This window comes from Achromobacter sp. KK8, from assembly GCF_054188005.1.
In genome coordinates this window covers 657,927-683,714 of sequence record NZ_CM135178.1, presented here as the reverse complement: position 1 = coordinate 683,714, position 25,788 = coordinate 657,927, and the positions used below count along the sequence as shown (strand labels likewise).

Annotated in this window: 26 protein-coding genes and 1 pseudogene; 23 read left to right on the top strand and 4 right to left on the bottom strand. The window is 57.3% G+C overall.

The genetic code is table 11. The features are described 5' to 3' along the window. Position 1 precedes the first annotated feature (1 nt). Positions 2-1,711, top strand: a complete 1,710-nt coding sequence (locus ACVN9Z_RS03190) for a UvrD-helicase domain-containing protein (protein ID WP_458213119.1) — start codon at positions 2-4, stop codon at positions 1,709-1,711. A gap of 484 nt (positions 1,712-2,195) precedes the next feature. Here the strand turns inward: ACVN9Z_RS03190 and ACVN9Z_RS03185 are convergent, their stop codons facing one another. Further along, positions 2,196-2,513 (bottom strand): hypothetical protein, encoded by a 318-nt coding sequence (locus tag ACVN9Z_RS03185; protein WP_458213118.1) that lies wholly within the window; start codon positions 2,511-2,513, stop codon positions 2,196-2,198. 308 nt (positions 2,514-2,821) lie between these two features. Between ACVN9Z_RS03185 and ACVN9Z_RS03180 the strand changes: the two genes are divergently transcribed. The 11 genes and pseudogenes from ACVN9Z_RS03180 to ACVN9Z_RS03130 all read left to right on the top strand — a co-directional run bounded on the left by ACVN9Z_RS03180 (position 2,822) and on the right by ACVN9Z_RS03130 (position 13,405). Further along, positions 2,822-3,172: a helix-turn-helix domain-containing protein gene (locus ACVN9Z_RS03180; protein WP_458213117.1), complete on the top strand. Its 351-nt coding sequence runs from the start codon at positions 2,822-2,824 to the stop codon at positions 3,170-3,172. A gap of 251 nt (positions 3,173-3,423) precedes the next feature. Next, positions 3,424-4,092, top strand: a complete 669-nt coding sequence (locus ACVN9Z_RS03175) for a Tn7 transposase TnsA N-terminal domain-containing protein (RefSeq protein WP_458213116.1) — start codon at positions 3,424-3,426, stop codon at positions 4,090-4,092. Beyond that, the gene (locus ACVN9Z_RS03170; RefSeq protein ID WP_458213115.1) at positions 4,046-6,034 is read left to right on the top strand and encodes a hypothetical protein; all 1,989 of its coding nucleotides are present in this window, start codon (positions 4,046-4,048) and stop codon (positions 6,032-6,034) included. The genes ACVN9Z_RS03175 and ACVN9Z_RS03170 overlap by 47 nt, the downstream gene beginning before the upstream one ends. Before the next feature lie 2 nt (positions 6,035-6,036). Then, entirely contained in the window at positions 6,037-6,915 is an 879-nt protein-coding gene (locus ACVN9Z_RS03165) for a TniB family NTP-binding protein (RefSeq protein WP_458213114.1), read from the top strand. Between the two features lie 76 nt (positions 6,916-6,991). Then, positions 6,992-7,258, top strand: a pseudogene (locus tag ACVN9Z_RS03160) (TniQ family protein); the annotation flags it as partial. Positions 7,259-7,411: 153 nt separating this feature from the next. Next, a complete protein-coding gene (locus ACVN9Z_RS03155; protein ID WP_458213533.1) occupies positions 7,412-7,831 on the top strand; it encodes a hypothetical protein in 420 nt (139 codons plus the stop codon). Between the two features lie 13 nt (positions 7,832-7,844). After that, complete coding sequence (locus ACVN9Z_RS03150) at positions 7,845-8,765, top strand: TniQ family protein (protein ID WP_458213113.1); 921 nt, start codon at positions 7,845-7,847, stop codon at positions 8,763-8,765. A gap of 203 nt (positions 8,766-8,968) precedes the next feature. Next, the gene (locus tag ACVN9Z_RS03145) at positions 8,969-9,607 is read left to right on the top strand and encodes an HAD family hydrolase (protein WP_458213112.1); all 639 of its coding nucleotides are present in this window, start codon (positions 8,969-8,971) and stop codon (positions 9,605-9,607) included. A 1,388-nt stretch (positions 9,608-10,995) separates the two neighbouring features. Further along, positions 10,996-11,448 (top strand): cupin domain-containing protein, encoded by a 453-nt coding sequence (locus tag ACVN9Z_RS03140; protein ID WP_458213111.1) that lies wholly within the window; start codon positions 10,996-10,998, stop codon positions 11,446-11,448. Positions 11,449-11,711: 263 nt separating this feature from the next. Continuing rightward, the gene (locus ACVN9Z_RS03135) at positions 11,712-13,046 is read left to right on the top strand and encodes an MFS transporter (RefSeq protein WP_458213110.1); all 1,335 of its coding nucleotides are present in this window, start codon (positions 11,712-11,714) and stop codon (positions 13,044-13,046) included. Positions 13,047-13,111: 65 nt separating this feature from the next. Then, positions 13,112-13,405: a DUF1330 domain-containing protein gene (locus ACVN9Z_RS03130; RefSeq protein ID WP_458213109.1), complete on the top strand. Its 294-nt coding sequence runs from the start codon at positions 13,112-13,114 to the stop codon at positions 13,403-13,405. Positions 13,406-13,481: 76 nt separating this feature from the next. Here the strand turns inward: ACVN9Z_RS03130 and ACVN9Z_RS03125 are convergent, their stop codons facing one another. Beyond that, positions 13,482-14,078 carry a LuxR C-terminal-related transcriptional regulator gene (locus ACVN9Z_RS03125; protein WP_458213108.1) on the bottom strand — a complete coding sequence of 199 codons (597 nt, stop codon included), beginning with the start codon at positions 14,076-14,078 and terminating at the stop codon, positions 13,482-13,484. A gap of 391 nt (positions 14,079-14,469) precedes the next feature. Here ACVN9Z_RS03125 and ACVN9Z_RS03120 point away from each other — a divergent pair, with 391 nt between their 5' ends. The 4 genes from ACVN9Z_RS03120 to ACVN9Z_RS03105 all read left to right on the top strand — a co-directional run bounded on the left by ACVN9Z_RS03120 (position 14,470) and on the right by ACVN9Z_RS03105 (position 16,851). Further along, positions 14,470-15,144 carry a CsgG/HfaB family protein gene (locus ACVN9Z_RS03120; protein WP_458213502.1) on the top strand — a complete coding sequence of 225 codons (675 nt, stop codon included), beginning with the start codon at positions 14,470-14,472 and terminating at the stop codon, positions 15,142-15,144. A gap of 11 nt (positions 15,145-15,155) precedes the next feature. Then, positions 15,156-15,641, top strand: a complete 486-nt coding sequence (locus ACVN9Z_RS03115) for a DUF4810 domain-containing protein (protein WP_458213107.1) — start codon at positions 15,156-15,158, stop codon at positions 15,639-15,641. A 1-nt stretch (position 15,642) separates the two neighbouring features. Beyond that, the gene (locus ACVN9Z_RS03110; protein ID WP_458213106.1) at positions 15,643-16,287 is read left to right on the top strand and encodes a DUF799 domain-containing protein; all 645 of its coding nucleotides are present in this window, start codon (positions 15,643-15,645) and stop codon (positions 16,285-16,287) included. A 69-nt stretch (positions 16,288-16,356) separates the two neighbouring features. Next, positions 16,357-16,851 (top strand): hypothetical protein, encoded by a 495-nt coding sequence (locus ACVN9Z_RS03105; RefSeq protein ID WP_458213105.1) that lies wholly within the window; start codon positions 16,357-16,359, stop codon positions 16,849-16,851. A 70-nt stretch (positions 16,852-16,921) separates the two neighbouring features. Here ACVN9Z_RS03105 and ACVN9Z_RS03100 read toward each other — a convergent pair whose 3' ends face one another. Both ACVN9Z_RS03100 and ACVN9Z_RS03095 read right to left on the bottom strand, forming a co-directional pair. Next, on the bottom strand, positions 16,922-17,806 hold the full coding sequence (locus ACVN9Z_RS03100; protein ID WP_458213104.1) for a LysR family transcriptional regulator: 885 nt from the start codon (positions 17,804-17,806) through the stop codon (positions 16,922-16,924). Positions 17,807-18,012: 206 nt separating this feature from the next. Continuing rightward, entirely contained in the window at positions 18,013-18,459 is a 447-nt protein-coding gene (locus ACVN9Z_RS03095; RefSeq protein WP_458213103.1) for an SgcJ/EcaC family oxidoreductase, read from the bottom strand. A 324-nt stretch (positions 18,460-18,783) separates the two neighbouring features. On the opposite strand from ACVN9Z_RS03095, the gene ACVN9Z_RS03090 reads away from it, so the two are divergent. The 7 genes from ACVN9Z_RS03090 (at position 18,784) to ACVN9Z_RS03060 (ending at position 25,755) form a co-directional block, all read left to right on the top strand. Further along, entirely contained in the window at positions 18,784-19,113 is a 330-nt protein-coding gene (locus tag ACVN9Z_RS03090) for a hypothetical protein (RefSeq protein ID WP_458213102.1), read from the top strand. Positions 19,114-19,644: 531 nt separating this feature from the next. Beyond that, positions 19,645-20,181, top strand: a complete 537-nt coding sequence (locus tag ACVN9Z_RS03085) for a fimbrial protein (protein WP_458213101.1) — start codon at positions 19,645-19,647, stop codon at positions 20,179-20,181. 67 nt (positions 20,182-20,248) lie between these two features. Further along, positions 20,249-21,010 carry a fimbrial biogenesis chaperone gene (locus tag ACVN9Z_RS03080; protein ID WP_458213100.1) on the top strand — a complete coding sequence of 254 codons (762 nt, stop codon included), beginning with the start codon at positions 20,249-20,251 and terminating at the stop codon, positions 21,008-21,010. 44 nt (positions 21,011-21,054) lie between these two features. Beyond that, the gene (locus ACVN9Z_RS03075) at positions 21,055-23,634 is read left to right on the top strand and encodes a fimbria/pilus outer membrane usher protein (RefSeq protein WP_458213099.1); all 2,580 of its coding nucleotides are present in this window, start codon (positions 21,055-21,057) and stop codon (positions 23,632-23,634) included. Between the two features lie 10 nt (positions 23,635-23,644). Next, positions 23,645-24,733: a fimbrial protein gene (locus tag ACVN9Z_RS03070; protein ID WP_458213098.1), complete on the top strand. Its 1,089-nt coding sequence runs from the start codon at positions 23,645-23,647 to the stop codon at positions 24,731-24,733. A gap of 145 nt (positions 24,734-24,878) precedes the next feature. Next, positions 24,879-25,253: a NirD/YgiW/YdeI family stress tolerance protein gene (locus ACVN9Z_RS03065; RefSeq protein ID WP_458213097.1), complete on the top strand. Its 375-nt coding sequence runs from the start codon at positions 24,879-24,881 to the stop codon at positions 25,251-25,253. 10 nt (positions 25,254-25,263) lie between these two features. Beyond that, complete coding sequence (locus tag ACVN9Z_RS03060) at positions 25,264-25,755, top strand: DUF2165 family protein (RefSeq protein WP_458213096.1); 492 nt, start codon at positions 25,264-25,266, stop codon at positions 25,753-25,755. The last annotated feature ends 33 nt before the right edge of the window (positions 25,756-25,788 follow it).

The window sequence follows — 25,788 nt, the reverse complement described above, 5'->3', positions numbered from 1 at the left end:
TATGGTCATGAGTCCGCAGAAGCTCGCGTTCTTAGTGTGCCCCGGACACGCATTGGCCCTTGCTGGTCCGGGGGCAGGCAAGACCCACGTGGCGCTCATCAAAGCCCAGCAGCAGATTGCTAGCGGAACGTTGAAGCCGGGCCAGAAGGTTCTATTCCTGAGCTTTGCAAGGCCAACAGTCGCGCGCATCCTTGAGAAGGCGGCAGAGCTCATCTCACCGGATGAGCTTCAGCACCTCGAGATAAACACGTACCACGGATTCGCCTGGAGCATCCTGCGGAGCCACGGTTACCTGTTGAACGCCGCTAGGGGCATCACCCTTCTGCCGCCACCGGAGGCAGCGGCCCACTTTGCTGACATAGACGCCAGCGTCCGCGAGCAGGAGATGCTGCGCCTGTTCGAAGAGGAAGGACGGCTGCATTTCGACCTGTTCGCTCGACTAGTCGCACAGCTCTTTCAGCGCAGTGACCGGTTGGCGAGAATCTATTGCGACTCATATCCAGAGGTGATCCTTGACGAGTTCCAGGACACCAATGCCGATGAGTGGGCGCTCATCCACCAGTTGGGCCGACATAGTCGACTGATCGCGCTCGGTGACCCCGACCAACGCATTTATGAATTCCGGGGCGCCGATCCACGTCGTTTGGGGGATTTTGTCGAGGCGTTCCAGCCGTCAAGCTTCGATTTCTCGGGTGAGAACCATCGAAGCAGCGGGACAGACATAACGGTCTTCGGCAACGATTTGTTGGCTGACCGGAACCGTGGCAGGGAGTACACGCATGTGAGGATCGTGCGCTACGGCTTCCGGAGGAATCAGAGCCCGCACTTCAGGGCGAAGGCGGAGGTGCTGGCCGCACTCAGGCGCTTGCGCAACCAGCCGAACGCCTCAGTGTCCGTACTTGTGCCATCAAAGGCGTTCATGCTGCAGTTCTCGCAGTACCTTTCTTCGGACATGGACGGACTGCCCGCGCTCCGGCACGATGTGGCGATGGACGCGGAGTCGCCGTCCTTGGCTGCGAACGTCATCGCCGTGCTGCTGGGAGGGGGGCCTTCAGCGGAGCTGGTGTCGCGCCTAGTCGCCACGCTGCACACTCACATCCGTGGCCGTGGGGGCAATAAGGCTCCTGCGCAGGCGGAGATGGATCTCGCTGGCGCGATCGGTACTTATATGTCGACGGGAAAGATCCGGGGAAAGAACAGGGTGCTTATCATCGAGGAATGCCAGAGAATCGCAGCCGTACGAGCGGATCTCAGGCTCTCAGGAAATCCAGAGGAAGACTGGACTGGTATGCAGGAACTGATCGCCACGTCCACCTCTCCCCAAGTGGCCCGGGTGGCCGAGGACGCGCGTTTTCTTCGCCTGCTGCACAGGGGCTCCGCGCTGCGCACTGCGCTAAGTGAAATGTGGCGGACGCGGGGCGACTATGCAGACGCAGAGTCGGCACTTCGCGAGGCCATGCTACAGGAGCATTTCGCCGCCACGCAGAAGGATTGGCGCGGGCTGAATTTGATGACGATCCACAAGGCCAAGGGGAAGGAGTTTGACGAGGTCGTCATCTACGAGGGCTCGTTTTCCGGGCGCATCTTGGCTGTCAACGCTGACTCTAGGCGCATCGCGCAGTCGCGGCTGGCACTGCGCGTCGCGGTTACGCGGGCCATCCACCGCGCGACGATCGTGACCCCCCAACGCGATGGCTGTCCATTTCTCTAGTCTCAGAGAGACATCTTTGAGACAGCAATCCGACCACGTGAAGTTCCCGAACGAAGTACTTAGTCGGGAAAAACCCTATTTGCGAATTTGACGATGATTGGCCTCACATCACTCAACGAGCCTGCAGCGATAGCCGTCACTGGAGGTTCGGAGCAGAGTCGATAACTCCTGGGAGGAGATTCCAAAGGCCTACCATGAATGGCCGCTTTTAGCCGATAGCGCTAGTCCGTGAGTTGTCCCTCTCAAATCGCACACGTTCGAGATTTCGAGCCGGAAACTCAAAGATGGGTGCTTGTTCCAGGGGGGGCGAAGCTCTGGAAGCGGGGCGCTTCCAGCGATGTTCCATGATTCGTTCGACCGCGGGAGCAAGGCGGAGTCAGGTCGCCGGTACGGCACGATCAGACTATGTTGTGCCGGCGCCGCGCTACGCCATGGGAGCGCCGGCGCAATGAGGGGAGAGTGCCAGTGCTGCCAACTATCTGTCTTATCGGCGACTTCGCGTCGCGCGATGGCTAAAGAGAGCGTTTCCTTCCTTGGGAACAATTGCGTTTACGAGGTTTTCGGCGCGGTCGATCAGGGAGGCGACTTCCTGCTCCTTGTCTACTGCGTTGTTGTTGACGTAATAGGCTCTTAATTCGCCGCGCTTCTCTTTAATATCGGTCCACCAGAAGCGCTGCCGCTCCTCGTCGGAAAGGACGTCTTCAATAGCGAACATGAGCTCAAACAGCACACCATTCCAAGAGGGCGGAACGCAACCATCAAGCCGAAATCCTGCCTGGAACTGCCAAGCAAAGCGATCCATGAGCTCTTTTGCTGTCCAAGTGTGTGAATTCTTCATAGTGGGTGACGCACAAGATGGGCAACGGGGAATTGCGGGGCGCCTGAGAGCTTGGCGGTCTGTATGAGCCTTACTGTGATCGTACTGCCTCCTAAGGCACGTTGTTCGAAAATGTGTTGGGGAAATCAAGCGCTATGTTGCAATGACTGGATGGGACGCTAGGTCAATTAATAGAATGAGTTAATGGTGCGATTCATTCTTATTATTTAGGACTATCAATGTCTGGCCGCTTTTGGTACGCTGGGAGAAGCCACTTGTCGTGTGGAGCACTAATGACACGAACCTTCGGACGAAACCTGACTGCGCTTCGCTTGCAGCAAGGACTAACGCTCGCTGAGTTGGCCCAACAGGTCGGCCTTCACGCCTCGTACCTCTCGCATATCGAACGCGGTCGGCGGCCGCCTCCTAAGCGGGAGGATCTTTTACGCATCGCGGACGCATTGACCGCATCGGCAGCCGAACGTCAGCAACTTTGGGATGCGGCGATCTGGTCTGTGGCGGTCGACGGCATTGACCATATGCACGGATATGGCGAGCAGCAGATGGAAGGATTCATTCAGCGCATGGCAGCGCCACAGCTCTTAAGGGCAGTGCAACTGGCGGTATTTCCGACGCGGGACTAGCTTTGCGGAGGGTATGACCTGTTGCATTCGCCGTCGCTACAAAATTGTGGGATTCAGTCTTGACGATCGAAGTCAGGGGAGACACGCATGTAGAAAGTAAAACGCCGACCACCTCGAAAGATGACCGGCGCTGTGCAAAGTGTTGAGGCTCTGCGACTTGAACAACCTCAGTTTCTCTCCTTTGCGTGGCGACGTCAAGTCACGTCTACAGTTTTTAGAGCTGCGGACGAACGCTGCCCAAGGAGATCGAAATGGCGTTCCTGCGAGGCCGAAAGGTAGTGACACGCTCGCCACATAGGCGCGTGGGCTATATCAGTTGTCCCTGGTTTCAGGATGAGCAGATCGAATACGAAAGCCTGTTGGAACAGGGATTTATTCGCATTGCGCTACTATGTCCTGGCTTGGCCCAAATCAAGGACCAACCCTTTAAGCTGGCGTTGCCGGACGGGAAGCATTATACCCCCGATCTGCTATTGACCTTTCGCGACTCGAGCCGATTAGTTGTCGAAGTGAAGCCGTCGGCTCACATCCCTAAACATATCGAAGAGCTGACGGCGGCCGGTGAAATCCTGCATGGTCTCGGCTATCAATTTCTGGTCTGCACAGAGCGCGAAATCGACCACGGGCAGCGCCGCAGTCACGCGGCTCGAATCCTACGCCAAGCAATATCAGCTACCGCGGGGAGGCATGCGGAGGTAGTGCGTCGCCTCGTCCCAGAGCTGAAATTTCCTATTGCGTTGTCATCGCTAGCTGATGCGACCGGTCTCGCGCCGTATGAGCTGATAGGCGCGATCGGCCGAAAAGCGCTTGTACTGCAGCCCGATTTGAACCTGGATTACATCTATTCTTACTCGCACTTTGAGGAGATGCGTGATGTCTCGTCATCTTATTCAGCGTGGCTTAGCCCTCCAGATTGGTGAGCGAAATTTTGAGGTTGACCGGTTGCTTGAGAAGAGTTCAGTGGTGCAACTCGAGGATGTGGCTACAGGCGCGAGAAAGACGTACAGAGTTGCCAACTTACAAAGGGATGTAAGCGCTGGGCGGGTAAAAATCCTGGGTGATTCGGGCGCAGAAAGCGAATCTGCATTGCAGGGACAACTCAGCGAGACGCTTCCATATCTACTCTCCAAATTGTCCGAAGATCAAGAGCGGATTCTCGACCGCAAGAGAGCTTACGTGTTGGCGGCTAGGCGTCGGGGGCCGGGGGAGCTAAGTGCCAGCGAATTGATTGATGTGATTCGCGCAACTGCGGAAAGGCTGGAGGAAAGACATCCTCCGTCGCCGACAACTGTCTATCGGTGGCTGGCTGCTTATGAAAAAGGCGATGGCAATATTGCCTCTCTGATTCCCCGGACAGCATTTCGGCGTAGTCCCACCCGGATAGCGGAATGGGTCGCTAGCGTTGCTTGGACGTGCATGCGTACACATTACTTTAGAAGAAATGGAAGAACTTTAAGAGAAACATATGAGATATATCTCGGCGCTCACCAGGCTCATCTGAAGAAGCGCGGCCCCGATGCGGAGGATGTCTCGCCTATGAGTTGGACATCGTTTTGGCGTCTTTGCAAGACCGTACCCGCCTATGAAAGAGATCGTGCCCGTAAGGGCGGCACGTATGCAGCGCATAGGTGGCGCAGATCCACCGGAGGGGTTTACGCGACACGCCCGTTGGAGCGAGTGGAAATGGATCACACGATGTTGGACGTCCACGTGATCGACGACGACAGGCACGTACCGCTCGGTCGGCCCATGCTGACAATGATCATCGATTCCTTTTCAAACTACATACTTGCGATCTATATCAGCTTTGAAGGCGAAACCCTGGGGCGCGTGGCAAAGGCTATACGGATGGCGCTTACGCTGAAGGACGATGTTGTAGCGGGGATTGACCTAAAGAACGAATGGGTGACGCCGGGGATGTGGGAGTGCTTGGTGGTGGACAACGCGTTGGCGTTTCAATCGCCGCAACTTAAGCGAATCGCGAATGTACTTGGTTGTGATCTGGAGTTCGGACCTGTCCGACGTCCCTGGTTCAAACCAACCGTTGAACGCTATATGCTGGAATTCACGCGACTCCTTCCTGCTGAAGGAAGAACACAAAAGCCTGGCGAGGCAAAGGACCCCAGCGATCCGAGTAAAACGGCTTGCATTACCTTCTCCGCGCTCTCTTCTATCATCATTAAGTGGGCGGTTGATGTGCATCCATTTGAAATTCCAGACCGCACATTAGTTCGGCCCATCGATAGGTTGAAAGAGGGATTGGTTGTTGATCCCGCTCCCGTCCTTGTCCCAAATCTAGACGAACTGCGTTTCTTAACTGCGCTTCAGAAGAGTACGTCGGTCGGGCCCGGAGGGGTGGAGTTCTTGCGGTTGCCATATCGAAGTGTGGAACTGGGTGAAATAGCGGATCGACAGCCGCATCCTAGCTTCAAGACTTTGATGCGCTATGACCCTGGTGACTTAGGCGCGATATGGGTCCAGGATCCTGTATCCAGGGGCTGGATAGCGGTTCCCTGTCTGCACTCGAAATATGCACAAGGGCTGTCAGTCCTTCAGCATAGATACCTTCGATCGGAGGCCCGTTCTAAACACCAGAGCAGCGGGGCGATTGAGTATCTCCTCCAAGCGAAGGCGGAGCTACGCGATCAAATATCCAAGTCGATTAAAGAGGGGAAAAAGTTCCGGAGAGAACGCCGACATCTAGCCGCCTTGGGTGGTGTTAACTCCGACCGCAAGGTTGAACTTCTCGAGCCCAGCGCTACAGCACCGGTCGGTGTTGCAGAAAATTCTCCGCAACTTCTTGACCAAGAGATTCCCACATTTGAAGTAGTTGATCCAAATGCGCAAAAATGGTGGGAGTAAACATGGCGTACACAAGAAAGGCAACTGATGCTACTAAGACGCTACAGGGTTTGATCGTCCCGCACACAAAATTCAACATTGCAGTTAATCACATTGAAGACGCGGTAGAGATCGGACGGTTTGCGGGAACCTTTGCTGGAGTCCGAGTGTCCGCCCCTGCCGGGGCCGGGAAGTCTGCCTTGCTGGACTTCATTCGAAGTAGGATGGAGCAGTCAAACGATGAAGAGCGGTCCAAGGACATGATTTTCGCGAGCGTGAAGGAGCTTCCGTCAGTATCTCAAGTACAGACAGACTTGCTCAAAAACTACAACTACGCGGCACAGAACCTGGGACGATCTAGCGCAAACAACAATGATGTGAATCTGGTTTTGGTAAAGGCCATCACGCACCACCGCACGAGGCTGATTGCTCTAGACGAGTTTCAACACATATTCCTGTCGGGAGGGCTCAAGGTAGCGACTTCGGTTGTTGATTGGTTGAAGCGGCTCATGAACCTTGTCCGAGTGCCAGTAGTGTTGCTAGGAACGGAGTCTATGGACCGGCTCGAAGGATTGGATGAGCAGCTCACTTCCCGTATCCCCACGGTCGTGAGACTGAGCTACTTCTCGCTCAACGCCGAGTGGCGAGGCTTTCTCAATGCTCTGGCTACGGGTTGCAGAGAATTTGACCTGTCTCTTATCGGCAAGGATAGGGAGACGGCGGTGAGCCTGTGGGAAGCGACGAAGGGTTCGCCGCGAGAAACCAAGGGACTGTTGAGGCACGCAATTTGCATAGGCGTGATGACGGAGCGTATGGAATTGACTCGGGAGCTTTTGAGGGAGGCATTCGTGGCTCACTTTGGCGTAGACACCTCCAGGGAGAATCCCTTTGCTACCGATTGACCAAGCTTTGGGGCGCCCATTTCCAGAGCAAGATGAGATCCGGCGAGGAGAGTCAGGATCCGGCTACGGTTTGAGGATGGCTTGTCGGAATGGCATTTCATTCAGCGAACTCGTTCAGATTGTCGAATCTCCGGGGCATCGATATCTGTCCGCGAAATCGGTGAAGTATGTCGCGTATCTGTTCGGAGCGACCCCTGATGCGCTAGCCCGTGCCACCCCGTTGCTGGCTAGAGACGATGGCCGAGATGTGGTGATTTTTCACAACACACTTTTCACTCGACCCTATCTGCTTCGTCATGCATGGCCAAGATTGTGTCCGATGTGCTTGTGCGATGATGGATTCGCTAGGGCTTACTGGGAGATATCGATTGCTACGGCGTGCAGGAGACATTGCGTTAGATTGGTTGATGAGTGCGCCGATTGTGGCCGAAGGATATCGTGGCGTCGTCCAGGATTGCTTGAATGCTTCTGTGGCGCCAGTTTTGTCGATCAGGTCGTGGCTGCGGACGACAAAAGTGAATTGGATTTGTGTGCGAGTTTTGAAGAAAAGCTCACGCGTTCGGAGCAAGAGACGGCCTCGTCCCATCCGCTCTTCGCTGGCCTCTCCCTCAACTCCCTGCTTCGATTGATTTGGAGCTTGGGGATCGTCTCATTAATGCCAGAAGGAAAGCCTGTGCCTGGGAAAGTGACCCGCGCCCCGGATGTCACCTCGGCGGTTTGCCTGGTTAGAGCAGCCATTGGCTGTCTTCATACGCCGCCGACGCGGCGAGATTCGATCTGGTTAGGGGCGGAACTCTCCCAAGATCTCAATAGCGACGAATTGCAGAAGGTTTGTTCGTTTGTTCCCATGCTTGCTGCTTTTGATAGCTCCATTCAAAGAAGCTTGTCGGCTCAGCTAGAGCTTTTTGCGGCGTGATATGGGAGCGGCGATGGACGACCAATTGCTTTACATTCACGCCAAGCCATACGTCGACGAGTCGTGCTTTTCGTGGCTGCTACGAACCGCTGAACTCCACGCGTTGACCGCTGCAGAACTGCTTTGCACCTTCAATGTAGTTAAGAGGCGGGATCTCGATCTGGCCATCAACCCGCGGATCGTCGCGAGGTTCACCAAGGGCATAGATTTCCCATTCGACACGGTGCGCCAGATGTCGAAGTTCTTCGAAGCCTTTCGTACTGAGAAGTGGACACATGCTTGGATCAAAGTGTCCAGTTTAGGTATGCCGTTGTTAGGATATTGTCCGTATTGTTTAGAGCAAGATGAGCAGCCCTACTGGAGAAGTACGTGGCGGTTGAAATACTGGACGGTTTGCCCATCGCACTATTGTCCCATCTTGAACACCTGCATGGCGTGTGAGCGTGCCCTAAGTGCTTTTCACTACCATGGGCGACGCCCCGTCCAAGCGGGTATCTCCCTTTGCGGACGCTGCTCGAATTGCATGGCGGAACTCAGTTATGGCACTGCGGGGAGTCACTGCTATCCGCAGCAGCAGGTCCAGGATCTCGTCGATCTTCAGAATGTTGTCACAGCGGCGCTTGTAAGGGGATGGTTTCGAGTGGCCGGAATCGATTCTGAACTGCCCTTGGCTTTGCTTCCATCGATTCTTATTGCGGGTGGCACGCGGGCTAATGAACTGCCCGCTCCAGTCAATAGGATGGCCGAGATTCAAATTCGGGAAGCCATGCGATCGCTGATACGGGGTGGCACGCCGGGCTTCTTTATAGGTAGTAGATCAGAATTCGTGTCAGTCGGAAAGGCATGCTGGAAAGGACCTGCTCAACGGCTGGCTGAAGAGGCTCTATGGGCCAGGTTCTCACTTCTGCCTTACGCGGTGGCTGATAGTACATGAACGACTAAACGTTGCTCCAGCACGAACACCAGCAGACATGTTTGTGAGGGGGCGGAGAGACCGGCCGCATCCATCTCCTACGATGTTTCGTGGGAAAAGGGAAGGGCTGAAGAGCTACGGCTGGAAACGTTCGGCTGTGGCTACCCAAGTCTTGGGGTTTGCCTCTCCTATGCCTTGGATTTATGGGGTAGATAAGTGTGGCCGTGAAAGCGATAACCTTTGATGCGTTTGGAACTCTTTTCTATATTGGAGATAGACGCTCACCATTTCGCCGGTTGCTGAAATGGGGCGAAGTCAACGGCCGAGCGGCGACGCCTGTGGACGCTGCTCGCATCATGACTAATGCTCTGGATCTTCATGCTGTCGCCGAAATGTTCGGGCTGTTGCCGCCAGATGAATTGATCGAGCAACTGAAGGCGGACTTAGACCAGGAGTTATCGAGTGTAAGTTTATACCCAGACGCAGAGCAGACGGTCTCTTTGCTGCAAGAATGCGGTTATCGAATAGGTCTTTGCTCAAATTTGGCGATGCCCTATGGGGCGGTGGTCAAGGCGCTGCTGCCGAATCTGGATGTCTACGCCATGAGCTATGACATTGGAGCGGTGAAGCCGGATCGCCGCATTTATCAGTATCTAGTGGACCAGCTTGGGTGTGCTGCGAAGGAGGTATTGTTCGTGGGAGACACGGTTGCGGCCGACGTCCATGGACCTAGGGCTTTTGGCATGCGGGCAGGCCTGCTAAGCAGGCTCTCGGGCGGTACGCTCACGGGCGTCCTGGTTTCTGAATTGCCAGAGCGCGTTGGCCGGGCTCTTAGGTTCGCGAACGAGAACAATCCCCTGTAATGGAATTTCGACGAGATACGAGTGCTACGCCAGCATGAGAAGAGATAAGCTCTTGTATCCAGTGAGACAATTTTCATGCTCCGGCAAACATAGAATATGAGTGCTCTGTAAGTCGGAATCGACGCAATGACGAAAGATTTGCTGCGGCTAGCCATGGGTATGGATGAAGTAATCGCCGATTCGCATAGCTATCTCCTAAATTGCTATGCACCAATGTTCGGATATTGCTGGACCTCATCGCAATGAGAAGGAGTGGCGTTGCGCTGCGGCAGAGAAGACAGCTGTGGGCGCGATACTTCATGAGGGAAGCGTATATCTAGTTTTTTCTGTCGTGTCAGACAGCCAGGAGGCGCTGAAGGAGCTTGCAAAGTTTTTTGAGGTGCCCATCACGTCTACTGCAATGGACTATCCAAAGTCAATAAACTAACATCCTTTGAATCACTGATTTCGAGTAAGTGGCTTTTTCAACCTCAATGAAATCTCACAGCAAGCATGGAGGTGTCCTTCTGTCGCGTTCATTCAACTTGAGATTCTCTTCAATCGAATTGGCGGCCGACAAACGTGTCGATGCCCTGTCTACGCGGATCGCACACTGATTTGGTCGATGAGCTTCAAAATTTAGAGTCCAGCGGACTCTGGAGCGACAGCCGGGAAAAGCAGCCTTTTAGTCGTTCAAGTAAGCTCTTGTCCAAAAAATTCACACGATCTGGATTTCCGAGCGAAAATTTCATTCAGCTTGGTGTCTTGGTGCGTGCCAAATCACTTTTTGGTTGCTCCAGGGCGCTCGAGTTTAGTCTTGGGTGAACCGATTTCTACCGGGTTCCTCTTGTGTCTGCGTGATGCCTCTGCATGATGTTGATGTCGACAGCCCGGCGAGGAGCGGCAAACTCAGGGCCTACAGAGCCAGCGGCGATGCTTCAATTGAGCCTGCCGCCACAAGGGATGAGCTGCTTAAAAGCATCGCTTACCACGGCGTTGCGATCTTGGTTGCCCCATGCGCCGGGGCACCCGTCGCCGTGGGCCGCGGTCGAGTCCATTGCGCGCAAGATCGGCTGATTGCATTGCGCCAGGCTTGTTCCGATCCTCGGCAACGACGATTCGCGTAAGCCTGCCCGGACGATTTCATCGAAATCTCGTGTCTGACCTGGATGACGTTCGCACCGGAGTTTTTTTGCCCTGCTGGCGTTGCTATGAGAGCCGGCCTGATCTGCTCGGCTCTAGGGTTTTACCTAGCGTAGTTTTGCGACTGTCAGCTGCCTTGATTGGTCGCTAAAGTGGTCTCCCGATGCCAAGCGATTCAGCCACGTCACTTGAGTGGGTGCCTCAATTTTCCCGCCTGCTACGTCGGGGCGCGCTTGGTCGGCAATCCTCAGATCCAGGAGGCATCAATGGACCATGCAAGCGAAGCGATCGCTCCAGCCGCCGCCCATAATCCCCGCCAGCTGCTCGAGAAGCTGGCGTATGCCACCGAGGAGAGCGCGCCTCTGGTCGCTGGTCGCCGCCCCTTCTTCAATTACAGGGACCTGGGCGTGACGGCGGCCACCGATGGCAAGATGAGGGCTCAGGTCACGCTCGCCACTGGCGTGATGAAAGAGACCGGCTGGCACTATCACGTCTGCGAAACCCAGTTCATCTTCGCCCTTCGAGGCTGGATCGACCTGCAGTTCGAAGACGGCCGCGTCATCCGTGTCGGACCCGGCGAATCGCTGTCCATTCCGCCAGGGGCAAAGCACAACGAAATCGGCATTTCTTCGGATTTGGCGTTGCTGGAAGTCTCGGTGCCGGCCCGTATGGAAACCGTTGCCTGTGATCCCCCCGAGAGCCTGCCAGCTGCCTGCTGAAGCAGCAACGACGCCCGGCGGCAGCCCGCTGGAAGCGTCACCTAGATGCGTCAGTTGACTCCGCCGACCAGGTTTTGGCGGACCGCCCGCGTCTGCCGAATGCCATACGCATCGCCACCATTTCGCCAGGGGCTGACGCAGCCTTCCCCAGGCAGGCAAGCGTGCCATTGAAACGTTGACAGCCCTGATCGGGCGTCTTTGGAAAGCGCGCGGCGCTCATCCAGATTCCAAAAAGTAGAAAACTCATACACCAGGAGACAACAATGACGGCCCATCATTCATCGGCTCAGCCGAAGGCATCCCGGCGCGTTTTCGTAGGCGCCTCCCTTGGCCATCTCATCGAATGGTACGACTACGGTGTGTACGGCTTTCTCGCCGCCTACATCGGTCAAGCCTTCTTCGCCTCCGATGACCCGATGACGAGCCTTCTCGGCTCGTTTGCTGCGTTCGCTCTGAGCTTCTTCGTCCGTCCTCTCGGCGGACTATTCTTCGGCCCCATGGCCGATCGTGTCGGACGACGCAAGACGCTGGTCACCGTGCTGATATTGATGTCCGGCTCGACCTGCCTGATTGGCCTGCTTCCCACGCATGCTCAGATCGGTATCGCCGGCCCCGTGCTGCTGGTGATCGTGCGGTGTATTCAAGGGTTCTCCGCAGGCGGCGAGATCGGCACGATCACCAGCTTCATTGCCGAGTACGCGGGGCCGGAGCGGCGCGGATACTCGACTAGCTGGTTGATGGTCACCGCGGTGCTGGGACTGCTGCTCGGTGGAGCGATAGCCAACGGACTGACGTACGCGTTGGGCGCGCAATTCATGCAGGACGGAGGATGGCGCATCCCCTTTCTGATTGCAGCGCCAATGGGGGTCGTCTCCATGTACATCCGGCTCAGGCTGGAGGACAGCCCCGAATTCATGGCTTTGGTGAAGAAAGGAGAGGTGTCGCCTGCCCCCTTGAAAGAGGCCCTGACGCACAGCCGCGCCCTGCTGCTGGTAGGCGCCATCATCGTGCTGCACAGTTCGATCTTCTACCTGGTGCTGACGTTTGCTTCCACCTACATGAAGCAACTGCTGCATTTCAATGATGCGACGACGTTGGTCTATTCGAGTTTGTCCAGTCTTTGCGCTGCATTGGTGATGCCGTTCGGTGGCATGTTTACCGATCGATATGGCCGCAAGCCATTCCTGATCGTCACCGGTCTGTTCGCCACGGTCTGCATGATCTGGTTCTTCGCCGTTGCCGACGGCGCGACACCGTCGACCTTCATCTGGCCGTTGATGGCTACAGCCATTTCATTTGGCCTGTATGTCTCCTCCACGTATGCAACGATGAGCGAACTGCTGCCGACCAAAGTCCGCTCGACGGGCATCGCGTTGGCCTACAACCTGCCTGTTGCCTTGTTCGGAGGCACGGCGCCCATGGTGTCCACCTGGCTGATCCAGCGTACAGGCGATATCTCTTCTCCCATGTATTTCTTTGCTGCGACGGGGGTGGTGTCTCTTGTTTCGTTGACCCTGTTGCGCAAGCAGGACTTTGTCGCCGGCGGAAGTTCTGCTTCCATCGAACGGCCGTCGGATCCGGCCATGCGTTCTATCTGAAGATGGCCGGCCCGGGTCGGCGCGCGCACGCTGGTCGAGTCAATCCAAATGAAGGAAAAGCACTCATGAAAGGATATCTGTTCGCAGAACTCGGCGTCACCGACAACGAGTTGTTCTACAACGAATACATGGTCAAGGTAAGGCCGATACTGAAGGCATACGGAGTGCGTATGTTGTCGGCCACCGACAACCCTGAAGTGATCGAAGGGGGGCGCAACGTCAAGCGCGTCATCCTGCTGGAGTTCGACTCCATGGAGATGCTCAAGGAGTTTTATTACTCGGACGCGTATCAGGAAGTTGCACAGATACGTTTCAAGTCCGCCAAGACGCACCTCTACCTGCTAGAGGGCCTACGTTGAGGCATCGGGCCGTGCTGATTCTTGCGGAGAACGCGTAGCGGGGCGCACTTGGAAGGGCAGTGGGAGGCCGGCCGCTTCAATTTTCCGAACGGCCGATCAGCTTTGCGATCAGCGCACCGGCGGTCTGGGCGTTCAGCTTGCGCATCAAGCGCGCCCGATGCGCCTCGATTGTCCTGGGGCTGACGTCGAGCTCCTTCGCGATCTGCTTGCTCGATCGTCCCTCGACCAACAGTCGTGCGATCTGCCGTTCGCGAGCAGTCAGTCCTGTGGTAACGGGACGATTATTGGAAATGTCTTCGAAAACCCAGGTGGCCGAAGCGAGAGGCTGATTCAAATCCATTGCCTGGCCTGTGGCATGGCACCAGAACAGCCGCCCTGACCGATGCCGCATGATTCGCTCGTCGCTATATTTCCCGCGCTTTTGCATGGTCTCGGCTGCTTTCTCTCCCGTATGCTGGAATTCGGCGATGGAGGGATACAGACAGTCCAGTGATCGGCCTATCAGTTCACGCTCGTCGTAGCCGAATATTCTTGCGAATGTCTCGTTGTAGAGCGTGATCACGCGGTCTGTCGCGATCAGCAAGCCGATGGGCGCTGTGCGAAAGGCATGTTCCAGCAATGCAAATGATTCGGGGGAGGGCGAGCTTTCGAGCTGCCGTTCTAGAGCTGCCATATCCGTATCCATATCAGCGTGCGCATGCTTCAGGCGGCATGTTCTGCCCGATTTGTGAACGCGTCTTCGGGGTGCCCGGCAATAACGCGGGTCTCGGGTTTATCCAGGATGGGCGGCCCAACGGGAGCAATTCTTGCTCTGCCAGGACCGGAAGGGGTTCCAAGCATATACCACCGCCAACGCCAGCGCATCAGGAATGAATCCACGGTGGGGCATTGCCAGCCGAAACACATGCGCATCGAACCCGGACATGGCCAGAGCGTGGAACATGAGGCTCCGCTGTCTCAAGCTCGTTGCGCGTTTCAGAGCAATCCTATTTTCAAGGCGTCATCACATGGCTTAAAAGGCCGTCTGGTTTCGACGAAGTTGTGATCACCTGGAATAGGGCATGATGAAAAGCAAAATACGAGTCGGCGCGGCAACTCTCCTGTCGTTGGTACTTGCCGGTTGCGCCACCGAACGTTCCCAGTCGGTCGCGGTACCCGCGGTCGCCGCGGCCAGCAAGCCCTACCAGGGCGTGCGAAGTCCGATCTCGGTTGGCAAGTTCGACAACCGCACCAACTACCTGCGTGGCGTGTTCTCCGACGGCGTGGACCGCCTCGGCGGCCAGGCCAAGACCATCCTGGTCAGCCACCTGCAGCGCAGCGGCCGGTTCCAGGTGATGGACCGCGACAACCTGTCCGAAATCGCCCAGGAAGCGGCGTTCAACAAAAAGGCCAGCCAGATCAAGGGCGCGCGTTACGTCGTGACGGGCGACGTGACGGCGTTCGGCCGCAAGGTGACGGGCGACCATCAGCTGTTCGGCATCCTCGGCCGCGGCAAGGAACAGGTGGCTTACGCCAAGGTCGACCTCAACGTGGTCGACGTGACGACCTCCGAGGTGGTCTATTCCGCGTCGGGGGCGGGCGAATACAGCCTGTCCAACCGCGAAGTCATCGGCTTCGGCGGCACCGCCGGCTATGACTCCACGCTGAACGGCAAGGTGCTGGACCTGGCGATCCGCGAGGCCGTCGATCGCCTGGTCGATGGCATCGAGCAAGGCGCCTGGCAACCGGTCCAACCCTGATAGGTATCCCAATGTCGAACAATCTGGCGAAGGCGCGCCCGCGGGCGCTCGCGCGCATGGGGCGTGCCATGGCGGTGGTTGCCGTGGCGGGGTTGCTGGGTGCGTGCGCGCAGCAACCCAAGAGCATGTACAGCTGGCAGTCGTACCAACCTTCGGTCTACGCCTATCTCAAGGACGACGGCGCCGACTACGCGGCGCAGAGCCTGGCGATGGAAAAGAACATCGAAACCGCGCGGGCGAGCAACGCGCAATTGCCGCCGGGCTTCCGCGCGCATCTGGGCATGCTGTACCTGAAGCTGGGTGATGGCGCCAAGGGCCTGGAACAGCTGGAAGGCGAGAAGGCGGCCTTCCCCGAATCCAAGCCGTTCATGGATTTCCTGCTGCGCAATGCCAGCAAGATGGCGGACAACGCCGCGTCGGCCGCGCCGTCGGCGGCGCCCGCCGCGCCCGCCGCGCCCACGCCCGCCAGCGCACAGCCGGCCAAGCAAGGAGCCTGAGATGAACACGATCATGCGTATTGCCGTGTTGGCGCTGGTCGCGCTGCTGGCGGGTTGCGCCGCGCCGCAGCGCAACGTGGACTATGCCGCCTTTCGCGAAAGCAAGCCGGCATCGATCCTGGTGCTGCCGCCGCTGAACACGTCCGTGGACGTGGCGGCGGGCGCGGCGGTGCTGGCGCAGGCGACCATGCCGCTGGCGGAATCGGGCTACTACGTCGTGCCCGTGGCCGTCATGGAAGAGACCTTCAAGCAGAATGGCCTGACCAACGCGGACGAAATCCACGAGTTGCCGGCCGCGCGCCTGCGCGAGATCTTTGGCGCGGATGCCGCCTTGTACATGACCGTCAAACAGTACGGGTCGAGCTATGCGGTCCTGTCCAGCTCGATCACCGTCTCGATCGACGCCGCGCTGGTGGACCTGCGCACGGGCGCCAAGCTGTGGGATGGCAGCAAGGAGGTCGTGCAAGCCAGCAACAGCAGCGGCGGCCTGATCGGCATGCTGGTGCAGGCGGTGGTGGATCAGGTCGTCAATACGCTCTCCGACCGCAGCTATGGCGTCGCCGGCATGACGAACAACATGCTGCTCAGTGCCGGCACTTCCGGCGGCATTCTGTACGGTCCCCGTTCCCCGAATTACGCTAAGTAGTAGTCGCCGCAATTGGCACGCCCGTTCAAGCGCCAGGGCGGCGCTGAGCCTGCGCGGAGCACTGCTTCAATGGACGTGAAATTGGAAAACGCCAACTCGGCCGTTCTGCGATGTGGTCTTGCTCACGGGGGCGAAACGCGCACTCGAGCCGCAGGCATTGCCGGTCTGTCGCGTGGACAAGAATGCATGCTGATCCCTCGGCCAAGTGGCTTTGCTGCCTCTTTCATGTCACGCATCGCCAACGCCTTGCGCGACTCGTTTCGGCGGCTGAAACTGCTCATTTCGCGCCATACGGATGTTTCCGGCGACAAGAGCTGCTCGAAGCTGCGCTTCCCGCTTTGTCAGAAATACACCGATCAACACGCGGGTCTGGAGACCAAAATCGGGGATTGCGAGGTCGACCCAGGCCCGGTATGTGCCGACCGAGTCGGAAGTTACCCTCTCGCGGATCTCGACGTCTACATGATTGACCATAGAACCCCTCTCTCGTACTGGCAGATCAGGTTGCTGGCGGTGGCAAGCGATGCCGCTTCCGCCATCTTGTCCAAGCGCAAGACATCATAAGCCGATGCAAAAGTGATTGCATGCCCTACCGGTGAATAGCTTTTCGCACAGGCAACATGACGGCGCAGGCTCAGGAGTTGAAACACTGGGTCAACCATTGTGTGAATACGCGGACGCGCGCTGACAGCTGGCGATGTTGCGGATAGAGTACCGACACAGGCATCAGCGGAGGTGGATGCTGCGGCAGAACGACATGCAACCGCCCTTGCGTAATTTCTGCTGCTATGCGATAGCGCGGCACCTGCACCAACCCCAGTCCGGACAGTGCCGCGCCGGTGTACATGTCCGCGCCGGACACCGATATCCGAGCCTTCAACTGACGCTTCACGACGTCGTTGCCCACCAGAAAATCCAGGCTCATCGGCCGGCCGGTGACGCTGGATACATAGTCGACGGCGAAATGGCCTTTCAGATCTTCGAGTGTCGCGGGCACCCCGTGCCGATTCAAGTAGTGGGGGCTGGCGACGGTCACTTGTTCCATTTGCGCCACCTGTTTGGCGATCAATGTGGAATCTTGCGGCACGCCCGCGCGAAGTACGCAGTCCATACCTTCGCGGACGAGATCGACGAGGCGGTCGTGCTCGCTCACGTGAAGCGTGATATCGGGATACCGTGCCAGAAAATCGCCCAAGGCAGGTACCACGAAATGCTTGGCCAGAGTTCCTTGCAGGTTCGCCCGCAAGAATCCCTTGGGCGAGGCGTTGCGGAACGAGTTCTCCGTTTCCTCCAGGTCTGTGAGCAGCCGGACACAGCGACAGTAGTAGGCGTCGCCTTCTTGAGTCAACCGGACTTGCCGCGTGGTTCGCTCCAGCAGTCGCGCACCGATACGCGCCTCCAACCGCTTGATCAGATTGGTGGCCGTTGCTCGAGGAATCTGCAGGTCCTCGGCGGCGAGGGAAAAACTCTTTCTATCCGCAATGCGGACAAAAACCTGCATTTCGTGGAAGCGATCCATGAAGCCCTGACAATCAAAGAAGATGGAATTTGTTAATGGTCTCGGGGTAATTGCTGCGCGGTCGATGGCACGGAAATGGTCGGCGCGGTGGCGGGTCGCATGTGTCGCGGAAGGCTCCGCACTACCGGCCTGACCGCTCCCTGGGGGAGCTCGCATCCGAGACATGGCGGCAACGCACGCGTGCTTCGGTGGCGCCGCTCATCAGCCTACTTTTCTGGCAATGCGGAAGAATGGTGGCTGGTTATGCGCCAGTCCTTGCCGTTCCAGTTGTATGTGTACGTATAGCGAGCCTCAGTCTCAGTGCCGTTGCCGAACTTAAACGTATACAAACCGGTGGCAACAGCCGTGTTGCAACCGATTCTCACTGTTTGGCTGTCAATCCGCCCTTCCGGTTGAAGGGCGAGGAAGTGCGTGAAGTAGTCGCGTTTGGCCTCCCGTGTCAGGCGGGGAGTGTTGGATAGCGTCGGAAGCAGGACGGCATCGTCCTCATACATCGACACCACCTTGTCGGCATCGCCCGTTTTCAGCATGGCGTTCCAGCGATCAAACTGCGCCACGATTTCATCTTGGGTGGCCTGTTTGCATGTCTCTGCTTGCGCAGCATATGGCACCACGCCCAGCAAGAGAACGGCAGCCAGTTTAGGAAATTGCATCTGTGGATCCTTCGACGTAATTGAACAGTATTGCCCGTGACCGCGGCTAACCGGGCCGGGACGCGCCAACCTGCCTTCGGCAGGTTGACGAGCTTACGGGAAAATAATCGCCCGCGACCATGTGCGGATAAAAATCAGAGAATTCCGATATGCGTGGCATTGAGAATCACTTTGGCGTAGGATTCAAATCAGCCATTGGTGCATAGGCTGAGTGCAGCGTCCGCGCTTGTTTGCGTACGGTGGACGAAGGTCATGCCAAGGCTGCCGCAATCTTCCATAGGCCCGAGCAGTTCTCACGCAGTTTCGCCATGTTCTGGAGTTGCCATGCTCAAGCCACAGCCTAGCCGTCTCGTGCTACCGGTGCTCGTCTTCGTCGGCGCCTTCTCGATGCAAGCCGACGCTTCCCAGGGAGTTATTCATTTTCGCGGCGCAATTGTCGAGTCCAACCCTTGCAGTGCCACGCTACCGGCCCATGGCCGCAAAGTTCGCATTGAGTGCGAAGCCGATAATGCGCGGGCTGGCGGTCTGCCCGAAAACGCTTCGCGCCTGGGAGCAAAGCAGGTTCGCGCCAGCGTCACGAAAATAGTCATACCGCCAGCGGGGGCGGAAAAGAGGGCGCAGACGGGCTACCTCATCACGTTGTCCTATTTATAGAAATCGCTTGAAGAGCTGAGAGCGACAGCGCTCTAGCTCGAACAATCGGGCGCAGTATCGCTGTGCGGTGCGAGTTTGCCTCGCCGGCCTTCGATTCGTTGCGTCTGTAATCCAGCGCGCTGCATCTGTCGGCGAGTCCGGGGCAAGTCGCGCCCCGGCGTGCTATTCCTTATCCGCGCCCCGTCTGCTCCATCGCGGCGGTCGATAGCTCAGTTCGCCGTGAGTTCATGGTCGAAGCCCTCTGTCTGCTGGCCAGTGCGCTCGTTTCGATTTCATTGTTTTGGATGCGCCGATAGCCGCTGCTCCGGCGGTTTTCATTACTCTGCAAAATGTGGGTCTTGTGTGTTTTTGTAATCCCCGCGCGCGGCCGATATTGTGAAAAGTGCGCGCGCAAAGAGACGGGAAAATTTGGGAGCAGTCCGATAGTCGAGAGGTGCCCCCCTCGGTACAGTTGCCGCACTGACAAGCGTTGCATCGTCAACGTTCAATCGTCAGTCGCGTAACTTTATCTCTTAGGAAGCACCCCTCTCTATGAAAACCAAGCTGATTTTCGCGCTGACTCTGTCGGCATGCGCCTTTCTGCCTCAGGTTGCCGCCGCCGCGGACGGCACCATTCAATTCAATGGCCGTATTACCGCTCAAACTTGCACGATCAATGGCGGCTCGGGCCGTGACTTCACCGTCACTCTGCCGACGGTATCGGCCAGTTCTTTGAGCGCTGCCGATGCCACCGCGGGCAATACGCGCTTTCAGATTGCGTTGACCAACTGCACCCCGCAGGCTGGGAACGTTCGCGCATTTTTCGAACATGTCGCCGGCACCAACCCTTCGGGCGATTTGAATATCGCCACGGGTAACGGCAATGCCGCCAATGTCCGCATCCGCCTGCTGAACGCAAACGGTTCGCGCATCGTGGTGGGTGCGCCGGAGCCGCTGCAGAATTCGCAATCCACCGCACTGTCGGAAGGTGCCGCGACGCTGGTGTATGCGGCGCAGTACGTCGCGACGGGGCAGGCCACTGCCGGTGCCGCGACCGCAAGCGTTCAGTACACCATCGCTTATCAATAACGAAAGTCAATATTCCAGCAAGCGCTCGCCCTGCGGCGGCGCTTGCTGGCGCCTCGCTGAATATCCCATGAAAATGCTCGGTCGTAATATCGCAACAGTCGTCGGATTGGTTCTACTTGGTTTCGCGGCAGTCATCGCCTTTCGCGCGGAGGCATCGATTGTCATCGCGGGCACGCGGGTGATTTATCAGTCGAGTGACGCCGAGGTTACGGTGAGAATAACGAATAACGGGGATGCGGCGTCGTTGGTGCAAGCGTGGATCGATAATGGTGATCCCGTCCAGAATGCGAGTGACATAAAAGTCCCCTTTGTGGTGACCCCGGCTGTCTCCCGCGTGGACCCGGGCAGGGGCCAGAACTTGCGTATCTTTCATACCAACGAGGCGATGCCTCAAGGTAAGGAATCGATCTATTGGCTCAACGTGCTGGATATTCCGCCCAAAGCTGCGGCCGATGCGTCTGACATCAACACGCTTCAGTTGGCGATCCGTACACGCATCAAGATGTTCTATCGTCCCGCCGACTTGGCCGGTCGCGCGGATACCGCACATGAATCGCTCAAATGGCGACTGAGAAAAGACAGGCAAGGGCAATTAGTAGAGGTAAGCAATCCCTCCGCTTATCACGTGTCGCTCATTGAGATAACCCTTGACAACGGTGGCTCGGATTCGTCCTCGGCGGAAGAGGTCGATATGGTGGGGCCCGGAGAGACGAAGGCCTTTCGCTTGCCCGCGGGCTTTACTGTCGGGCGCAGGGGCACGATTGAATACCGCGCAATCAACGACTATGGCTCGCCCTACGCCGGGAAAGCCACTCTGATTGAACCGTAATGGGCCGCGACGCGGGTTACTCAGGTTTGATTTCGCGGATTCCTATGCACAGCTTCAATTTCGCCTCTAACGCAGGTCCCCGCGCGATGGCGCGCAGTGTCGTGCGAATTTTCGCCGCGGTCGGCTTGTCTCAGGGGGTCTCCGTTGCGTCGGCGACCCAGATGGCCGCGGCACAACCGGTCGAATTCAACGAGATTTTCCTGCAGCGCCATGGTGGTAGTTCGATCGACGTGAGCCGGTTCAATCGAGGCAACGTAGTCATGCCTGGAAAGTACCGAGTGGATCTCTACCTCAATGACAATTGGGTCGGGAGAGTCGAAGTTGATTTTCGCCAGATGGGCGAAGCACCCGGCGCGCAGCCCTGTTTTGACAAGGCATTATTGAACCGACTTGGCGTTGATTTATCCAAGGCGCCCGAAATTCTGGTGACTCCCGGCGTGTGTTACGCGCTTACGGAGGTGATTCCCCAGGCTACCGTAGACTTCGATGCCGGTGACCTTCGCCTGAATCTCACGGTGCCCCAGGCGATGCTCAATAACCGCGCGCGCGGATATGTTGACCCGGAAAATTGGGACGATGGCATAACTGCTGGCTACGTCAACTACAACGCCAACACCTATTCTTCGAGCAGTTCGTCCCAATCCAACACCCAGACTTTCGCAGGAATCAACGCGGGCATGAACGCCGGACCATGGCGATTTCGTCATTCTGGGAACTATACCCATTCGCGCCTTGGCGGCGGCGGCTACCAGAGCACCCTGACCAATCTTTCCCGGGCGATCGTGCCGCTGAAGAGCCAGCTTGTCATCGGCGATGCCTTTACCAATGGCGAGATATTCGACAGCTTTGGCTTTCGAGGCGTAAAGCTGGCGAGTGACACCCGCATGTTTCCCGAAAGCCAACGCGACTATGCGCCGATTGTGCGTGGCGTAGCAAGCAGCAATGCCAAGGTGCAAATTCGTCAGAATCGCAACGTGATCTATGAGACGACGGTCGCACCGGGCCCTTTCGAGATCAATGACCTCTATGCCACGGGTTATGGCGGAGACTTGGAGGTGATCGTCACGGAAGCCGATGGCCGGGTGCTGGTTTCGAGAGTGCCTTTCGCGGCGCCCGTCAATGCCGTGCGCGAGGGGGTGACGAACTACAGTTTGACGCTCGGTACCTACCGAAATCGGTTGGTCAATAGCAAACCCGGCTTGGCGCAGGCTACGGTGCGTCATGGATTCAGCAACACGATTACCGGCTACGGCGGACTTATGCTGTCGCCCGTCTATCATGCGGGCAACGCGGGTGTGGCCTTGAACACGGGCCTTGGCGCTTTTGGCGTGGACATTACCCAAGCGTCTGCGGAAATTTCCTCTCAAGAGACCAGGAGGGGACATAGCGTCCGGTTGAGCTATGGCAAGTGGTTGGAGCCCACCAGCACCAGCATTTCGATTGCCGCGTATCGATATTCCAGCCGCGGCTATCTCGGCTTCGAAGATGCCATGTCGCTGCGCGATTTGCATACCCGGGGGCAGGGGACCGTCCCCGATCTGAATCGCAACCGCTTTCAGGCGATCCTCAACCAGAGCCTGCCCGACGGATATGGCTCGTTCAGCCTGAGCGGCTCCATCCAGAACTACTGGAATCGTAGTGGTCGCGATACGCAATACACCGTTGGCTATGCCAACAGCTACCGTCGGCTCAACTACAGCGTGACGGCGGGGCGGCGCCAGAATTTCAGAAGCGGCGAATGGGATAACCAGGTGATGGTCAATCTCAACTTTCCGCTCAGTTTCGGCAGTCATACCGCCTATGCGTCGACCAATTTCCAGCGCGAATCCAATGGCAGGTCTTCGCTGCAACAGTCGGTGGGAGGCGCGTTGGGTGAGGATCATGGTATTTCCTACAGCCTGAACGCCGGTCGCAGTACGGACGGTTCCAATCGCACGAACAGTGTGGGGGCCAACGTCAATTATTCAACGCCGGTCACGGCGCTTTCGGCCAGCGCAAGCAAGAGCGGTGAATTCACACAGCGAAGCTTCGGCATGTCGGGGGGGGTCTTCGCCTACAGCGGTGGCGTGGTGCTGACGCCGAGCAGCGGCGAGACGGCGGCGATCCTCGAGGCCAAAGGGGCGGGGGGCGCTCGGGTGACCAGTAACAGCGGTCTGCGCCTGGACCCGTGGGGACGCACCGTTGTCCAGAATCTCGTTCCATTTTCGAACAACGATATTGCGTTGGATCCGAAAGGACTGCCGTTGAACGTTGAGTTGCTGAGCACGGAACAACGAGTAGTTCCCACTGCTGGCGCGATTCTCCGGGTGCCGTTCGAGACCAAACACGCCGGACGAGCGGTGATTTTCTCTGGCCTTATGCACGATGGACGACCCCTGCCTTTTGGCGCGCGGGTACTGGACGTGGCCGGGAATGAAATTGGTGTGGTGGCGCAGGGCAGCCGCATTATTGCGCAACGCATTGAAGGCAATCAGGGCATATTGACAGTGCGCTGGGGCGAGCAAGCGCAAGAGTCTTGTGCGATAGATTATTCGCTGCCGGAAGCGAAAAACAGCGGATCCAATCCTTTTGTCACAGTTTCGGATGTGAAGTGCCGGCCAGCGGTGGCTGCCTTCGCGCCATAGGTGAAATTCTATGAGTATTTTCTCGCTGTCGGTGTTCGGCCGGCTTCAAAGCCTCGGTGTTGCAGCTGCTGCATTGCTGAGCGTGATCTGCTTCGATGCCAAAGCGGCGATTCCTGGCTGCGATGATCGCTTCGAGAGCTATACCCTGCCCCTGCCTCCAGCGGTGGTGGTGGCTCGGGACAGTCCTGTCGGTACGCCGATAACGCCTTGGATTGAATCTCCCATCGTCGAATATATACGCTGTGGTGGTGCCCCGCTGCCGGAGCGCGCGCAGCAGGCATGGCGCTTGGACATGACACTCTCGCAGACATCGGCTCGTTATAGCGAGGCTGGTCTCAACTACGTGATATACGCCACCGGTGTCCCTGGCGTCGGGGTGGTGGCGGATTCTTCTGGCCCCTATAACGGACAGTGCAGTTTCCCTCGGCTAGGCGCTAGTCCGTCAGGTACGACTTACGAGCGGGCAAATAGTCACTTTTGCACCATGTCTTTGTCCTTTAACGGCGGCGTAAGAATTCGCTTGATAAAGACAGGATCAGTCCAGAATGGAGTCATGCCCCCTATGGTCTTCGGCCAAGTGCAGACGATGCGCTCACGCGACCAAAGATTATCTATATTTCAGGCTGGGAATTTCATCTTCGGAAATAGATTCACCTATGGTTTTGGTTCCACCCAAATTGTCGGGTTGACCTGCACGACCAGCGACGTGGATGTAAACATGCGCACGCATCTGGTTTCGGCATTTTCCGGGAGCGGCGCAGTTTCGCCGGCGCAGGCTTTCCAAATTCGCATGCTCAATTGTCCAGCAGGGTTGAGATCGATCCAGTACCGCATCGATCCGACCACCGCGGTGGTGCCGGGCATGGCAGGCACGGTAGCTTTGCAAGGCGCGAACGCCGCGCGAGGCATTGGGCTTCAACTTCTTGATGCAAGCAATCGCGCGGTTCAACTGGGCCAATGGCTGTCCTATACGCAATACAACAGTGCAACAGGGGGCAGCTATGACATCAATCTGCGCGCTCGATATATCAGGACTGGAGGCGCTGTTCAGCCGGGCGAGGCCAATGTTCGAATGACGTTCACCATGAACTATCAATGACGGGACGGACCGGCATTGACGGCGTGCTTGCGGGCTCTTATCAATAATTGAAATTCGCGCGATTATTTCGCGGCGCGGTGCCATGCGGCGCGGCGCCGCCGGGTCGCGATCGATGGCGAAGGTTTTATCAAAAGGCGGGAAATAAATGTTATCCAAGACTATTATTGGCGGCGTGCTGTTGATCGCTTCGCACGGCGCGCTGGCGCAGTACGGTGGACCGACGGCGGCAAAGCATCTGACGGTTTCTCAGTTATTGGCCTCCGCTCCGGACGATGCCCATGTTGTTTTGCGCGGTCGATTGGTACAGAAACTCTCCAACGATGTGTTTCTGCTTGACGATGGTTCTGGCCAAGTGCGCGTTGAAATCGACGCGCATTTGTTCCCGCGGGGGGGTACGGTGGATGCGACCACTGAAGTGGAGGTGGAAGGGGAGTTCGATCGTGAGTTGATCGGGCCTTCCGAGGTTGATGTGAGTGTGTTGCGCATCATGGCGCCGAATCAAGGCCGACCCGCTGAGTAGTGCGAAGACCATGCCCGTCATACGTATTTCGAAGGCATTCATGGTGCTTGCGATGGCACTGTTCGCGTCATTGGTGACGTTCAACCACGTGACCGATTACGGAACGAATTTTGTATTCGTGCGCCACGTGCTTCTCATGGATGCCACGTTCCCCGGCAATGGTGCCGCCCATCGCGCAATCCTGGCTCCATGGGCACATCATGTGAGCTACTGCATGATTATCCTGTTGGAGCTGGGGACGGCTGCGCTGTGCTTGGTCGGCGGCACTAAATTGCTATTGGCCTACAAAGCTGAGCGTTTGGATTTTATTGCGGCCAAAGATCTAGCGGTTGCCGGACTGACACTTGGGTTCCTGACCCGGCAAGTGGCTTATATTTCAATCGGCGGGGAATGGTTCGGCATGGGAGCGTCGGCGCATTGGAATGGAATGTACGGCGCGTTTCGCATAGCGATATTGCAGCTGGGCGTTTTGATTTACGTTACATTGTCCAATGATGATTGAGAACTGCGGCGTGAGTTATTCGCGTCGCAGACG

Excerpts from the sequence above, each read along its gene's own strand:
- ACVN9Z_RS03085 (WP_458213101.1), top strand. The coding sequence starts at position 19,645 with ATGAAAACCAAGCTGATTTTCGCGCTGACTCTGTCGGCATGCGCCTTT.
- ACVN9Z_RS03095 (WP_458213103.1), bottom strand. The coding sequence starts at position 18,459 with ATGCAATTTCCTAAACTGGCTGCCGTTCTCTTGCTGGGCGTGGTGCCA.
- ACVN9Z_RS03070 (WP_458213098.1), top strand. The coding sequence starts at position 23,645 with ATGAGTATTTTCTCGCTGTCGGTGTTCGGCCGGCTTCAAAGCCTCGGT.
- ACVN9Z_RS03110 (WP_458213106.1), top strand. The coding sequence starts at position 15,643 with ATGAACACGATCATGCGTATTGCCGTGTTGGCGCTGGTCGCGCTGCTG.
- ACVN9Z_RS03115 (WP_458213107.1), top strand. The coding sequence starts at position 15,156 with ATGTCGAACAATCTGGCGAAGGCGCGCCCGCGGGCGCTCGCGCGCATG.
- ACVN9Z_RS03065 (WP_458213097.1), top strand. The coding sequence starts at position 24,879 with ATGTTATCCAAGACTATTATTGGCGGCGTGCTGTTGATCGCTTCGCAC.
- ACVN9Z_RS03150 (WP_458213113.1), top strand. The coding sequence starts at position 7,845 with ATGGACGACCAATTGCTTTACATTCACGCCAAGCCATACGTCGACGAG.
- ACVN9Z_RS03100 (WP_458213104.1), bottom strand. The coding sequence starts at position 17,806 with ATGGATCGCTTCCACGAAATGCAGGTTTTTGTCCGCATTGCGGATAGA.
- ACVN9Z_RS03175 (WP_458213116.1), top strand. The coding sequence starts at position 3,424 with ATGGCGTTCCTGCGAGGCCGAAAGGTAGTGACACGCTCGCCACATAGG.
- ACVN9Z_RS03060 (WP_458213096.1), top strand. The coding sequence starts at position 25,264 with ATGCCCGTCATACGTATTTCGAAGGCATTCATGGTGCTTGCGATGGCA.
- ACVN9Z_RS03190 (WP_458213119.1), top strand. The coding sequence starts at position 2 with ATGGTCATGAGTCCGCAGAAGCTCGCGTTCTTAGTGTGCCCCGGACAC.
- ACVN9Z_RS03180 (WP_458213117.1), top strand. The coding sequence starts at position 2,822 with ATGACACGAACCTTCGGACGAAACCTGACTGCGCTTCGCTTGCAGCAA.
- ACVN9Z_RS03185 (WP_458213118.1), bottom strand. The coding sequence starts at position 2,513 with ATGGATCGCTTTGCTTGGCAGTTCCAGGCAGGATTTCGGCTTGATGGT.
- ACVN9Z_RS03125 (WP_458213108.1), bottom strand. The coding sequence starts at position 14,078 with ATGGCAGCTCTAGAACGGCAGCTCGAAAGCTCGCCCTCCCCCGAATCA.
- ACVN9Z_RS03170 (WP_458213115.1), top strand. The coding sequence starts at position 4,046 with ATGTCTCGTCATCTTATTCAGCGTGGCTTAGCCCTCCAGATTGGTGAG.
- ACVN9Z_RS03140 (WP_458213111.1), top strand. The coding sequence starts at position 10,996 with ATGGACCATGCAAGCGAAGCGATCGCTCCAGCCGCCGCCCATAATCCC.
- ACVN9Z_RS03165 (WP_458213114.1), top strand. The coding sequence starts at position 6,037 with ATGGCGTACACAAGAAAGGCAACTGATGCTACTAAGACGCTACAGGGT.
- ACVN9Z_RS03105 (WP_458213105.1), top strand. The coding sequence starts at position 16,357 with ATGGACGTGAAATTGGAAAACGCCAACTCGGCCGTTCTGCGATGTGGT.
- ACVN9Z_RS03120 (WP_458213502.1), top strand. The coding sequence starts at position 14,470 with ATGAAAAGCAAAATACGAGTCGGCGCGGCAACTCTCCTGTCGTTGGTA.
- ACVN9Z_RS03130 (WP_458213109.1), top strand. The coding sequence starts at position 13,112 with ATGAAAGGATATCTGTTCGCAGAACTCGGCGTCACCGACAACGAGTTG.
- ACVN9Z_RS03135 (WP_458213110.1), top strand. The coding sequence starts at position 11,712 with ATGACGGCCCATCATTCATCGGCTCAGCCGAAGGCATCCCGGCGCGTT.
- ACVN9Z_RS03090 (WP_458213102.1), top strand. The coding sequence starts at position 18,784 with ATGCTCAAGCCACAGCCTAGCCGTCTCGTGCTACCGGTGCTCGTCTTC.
- ACVN9Z_RS03080 (WP_458213100.1), top strand. The coding sequence starts at position 20,249 with ATGAAAATGCTCGGTCGTAATATCGCAACAGTCGTCGGATTGGTTCTA.
- ACVN9Z_RS03075 (WP_458213099.1), top strand. The coding sequence starts at position 21,055 with ATGCACAGCTTCAATTTCGCCTCTAACGCAGGTCCCCGCGCGATGGCG.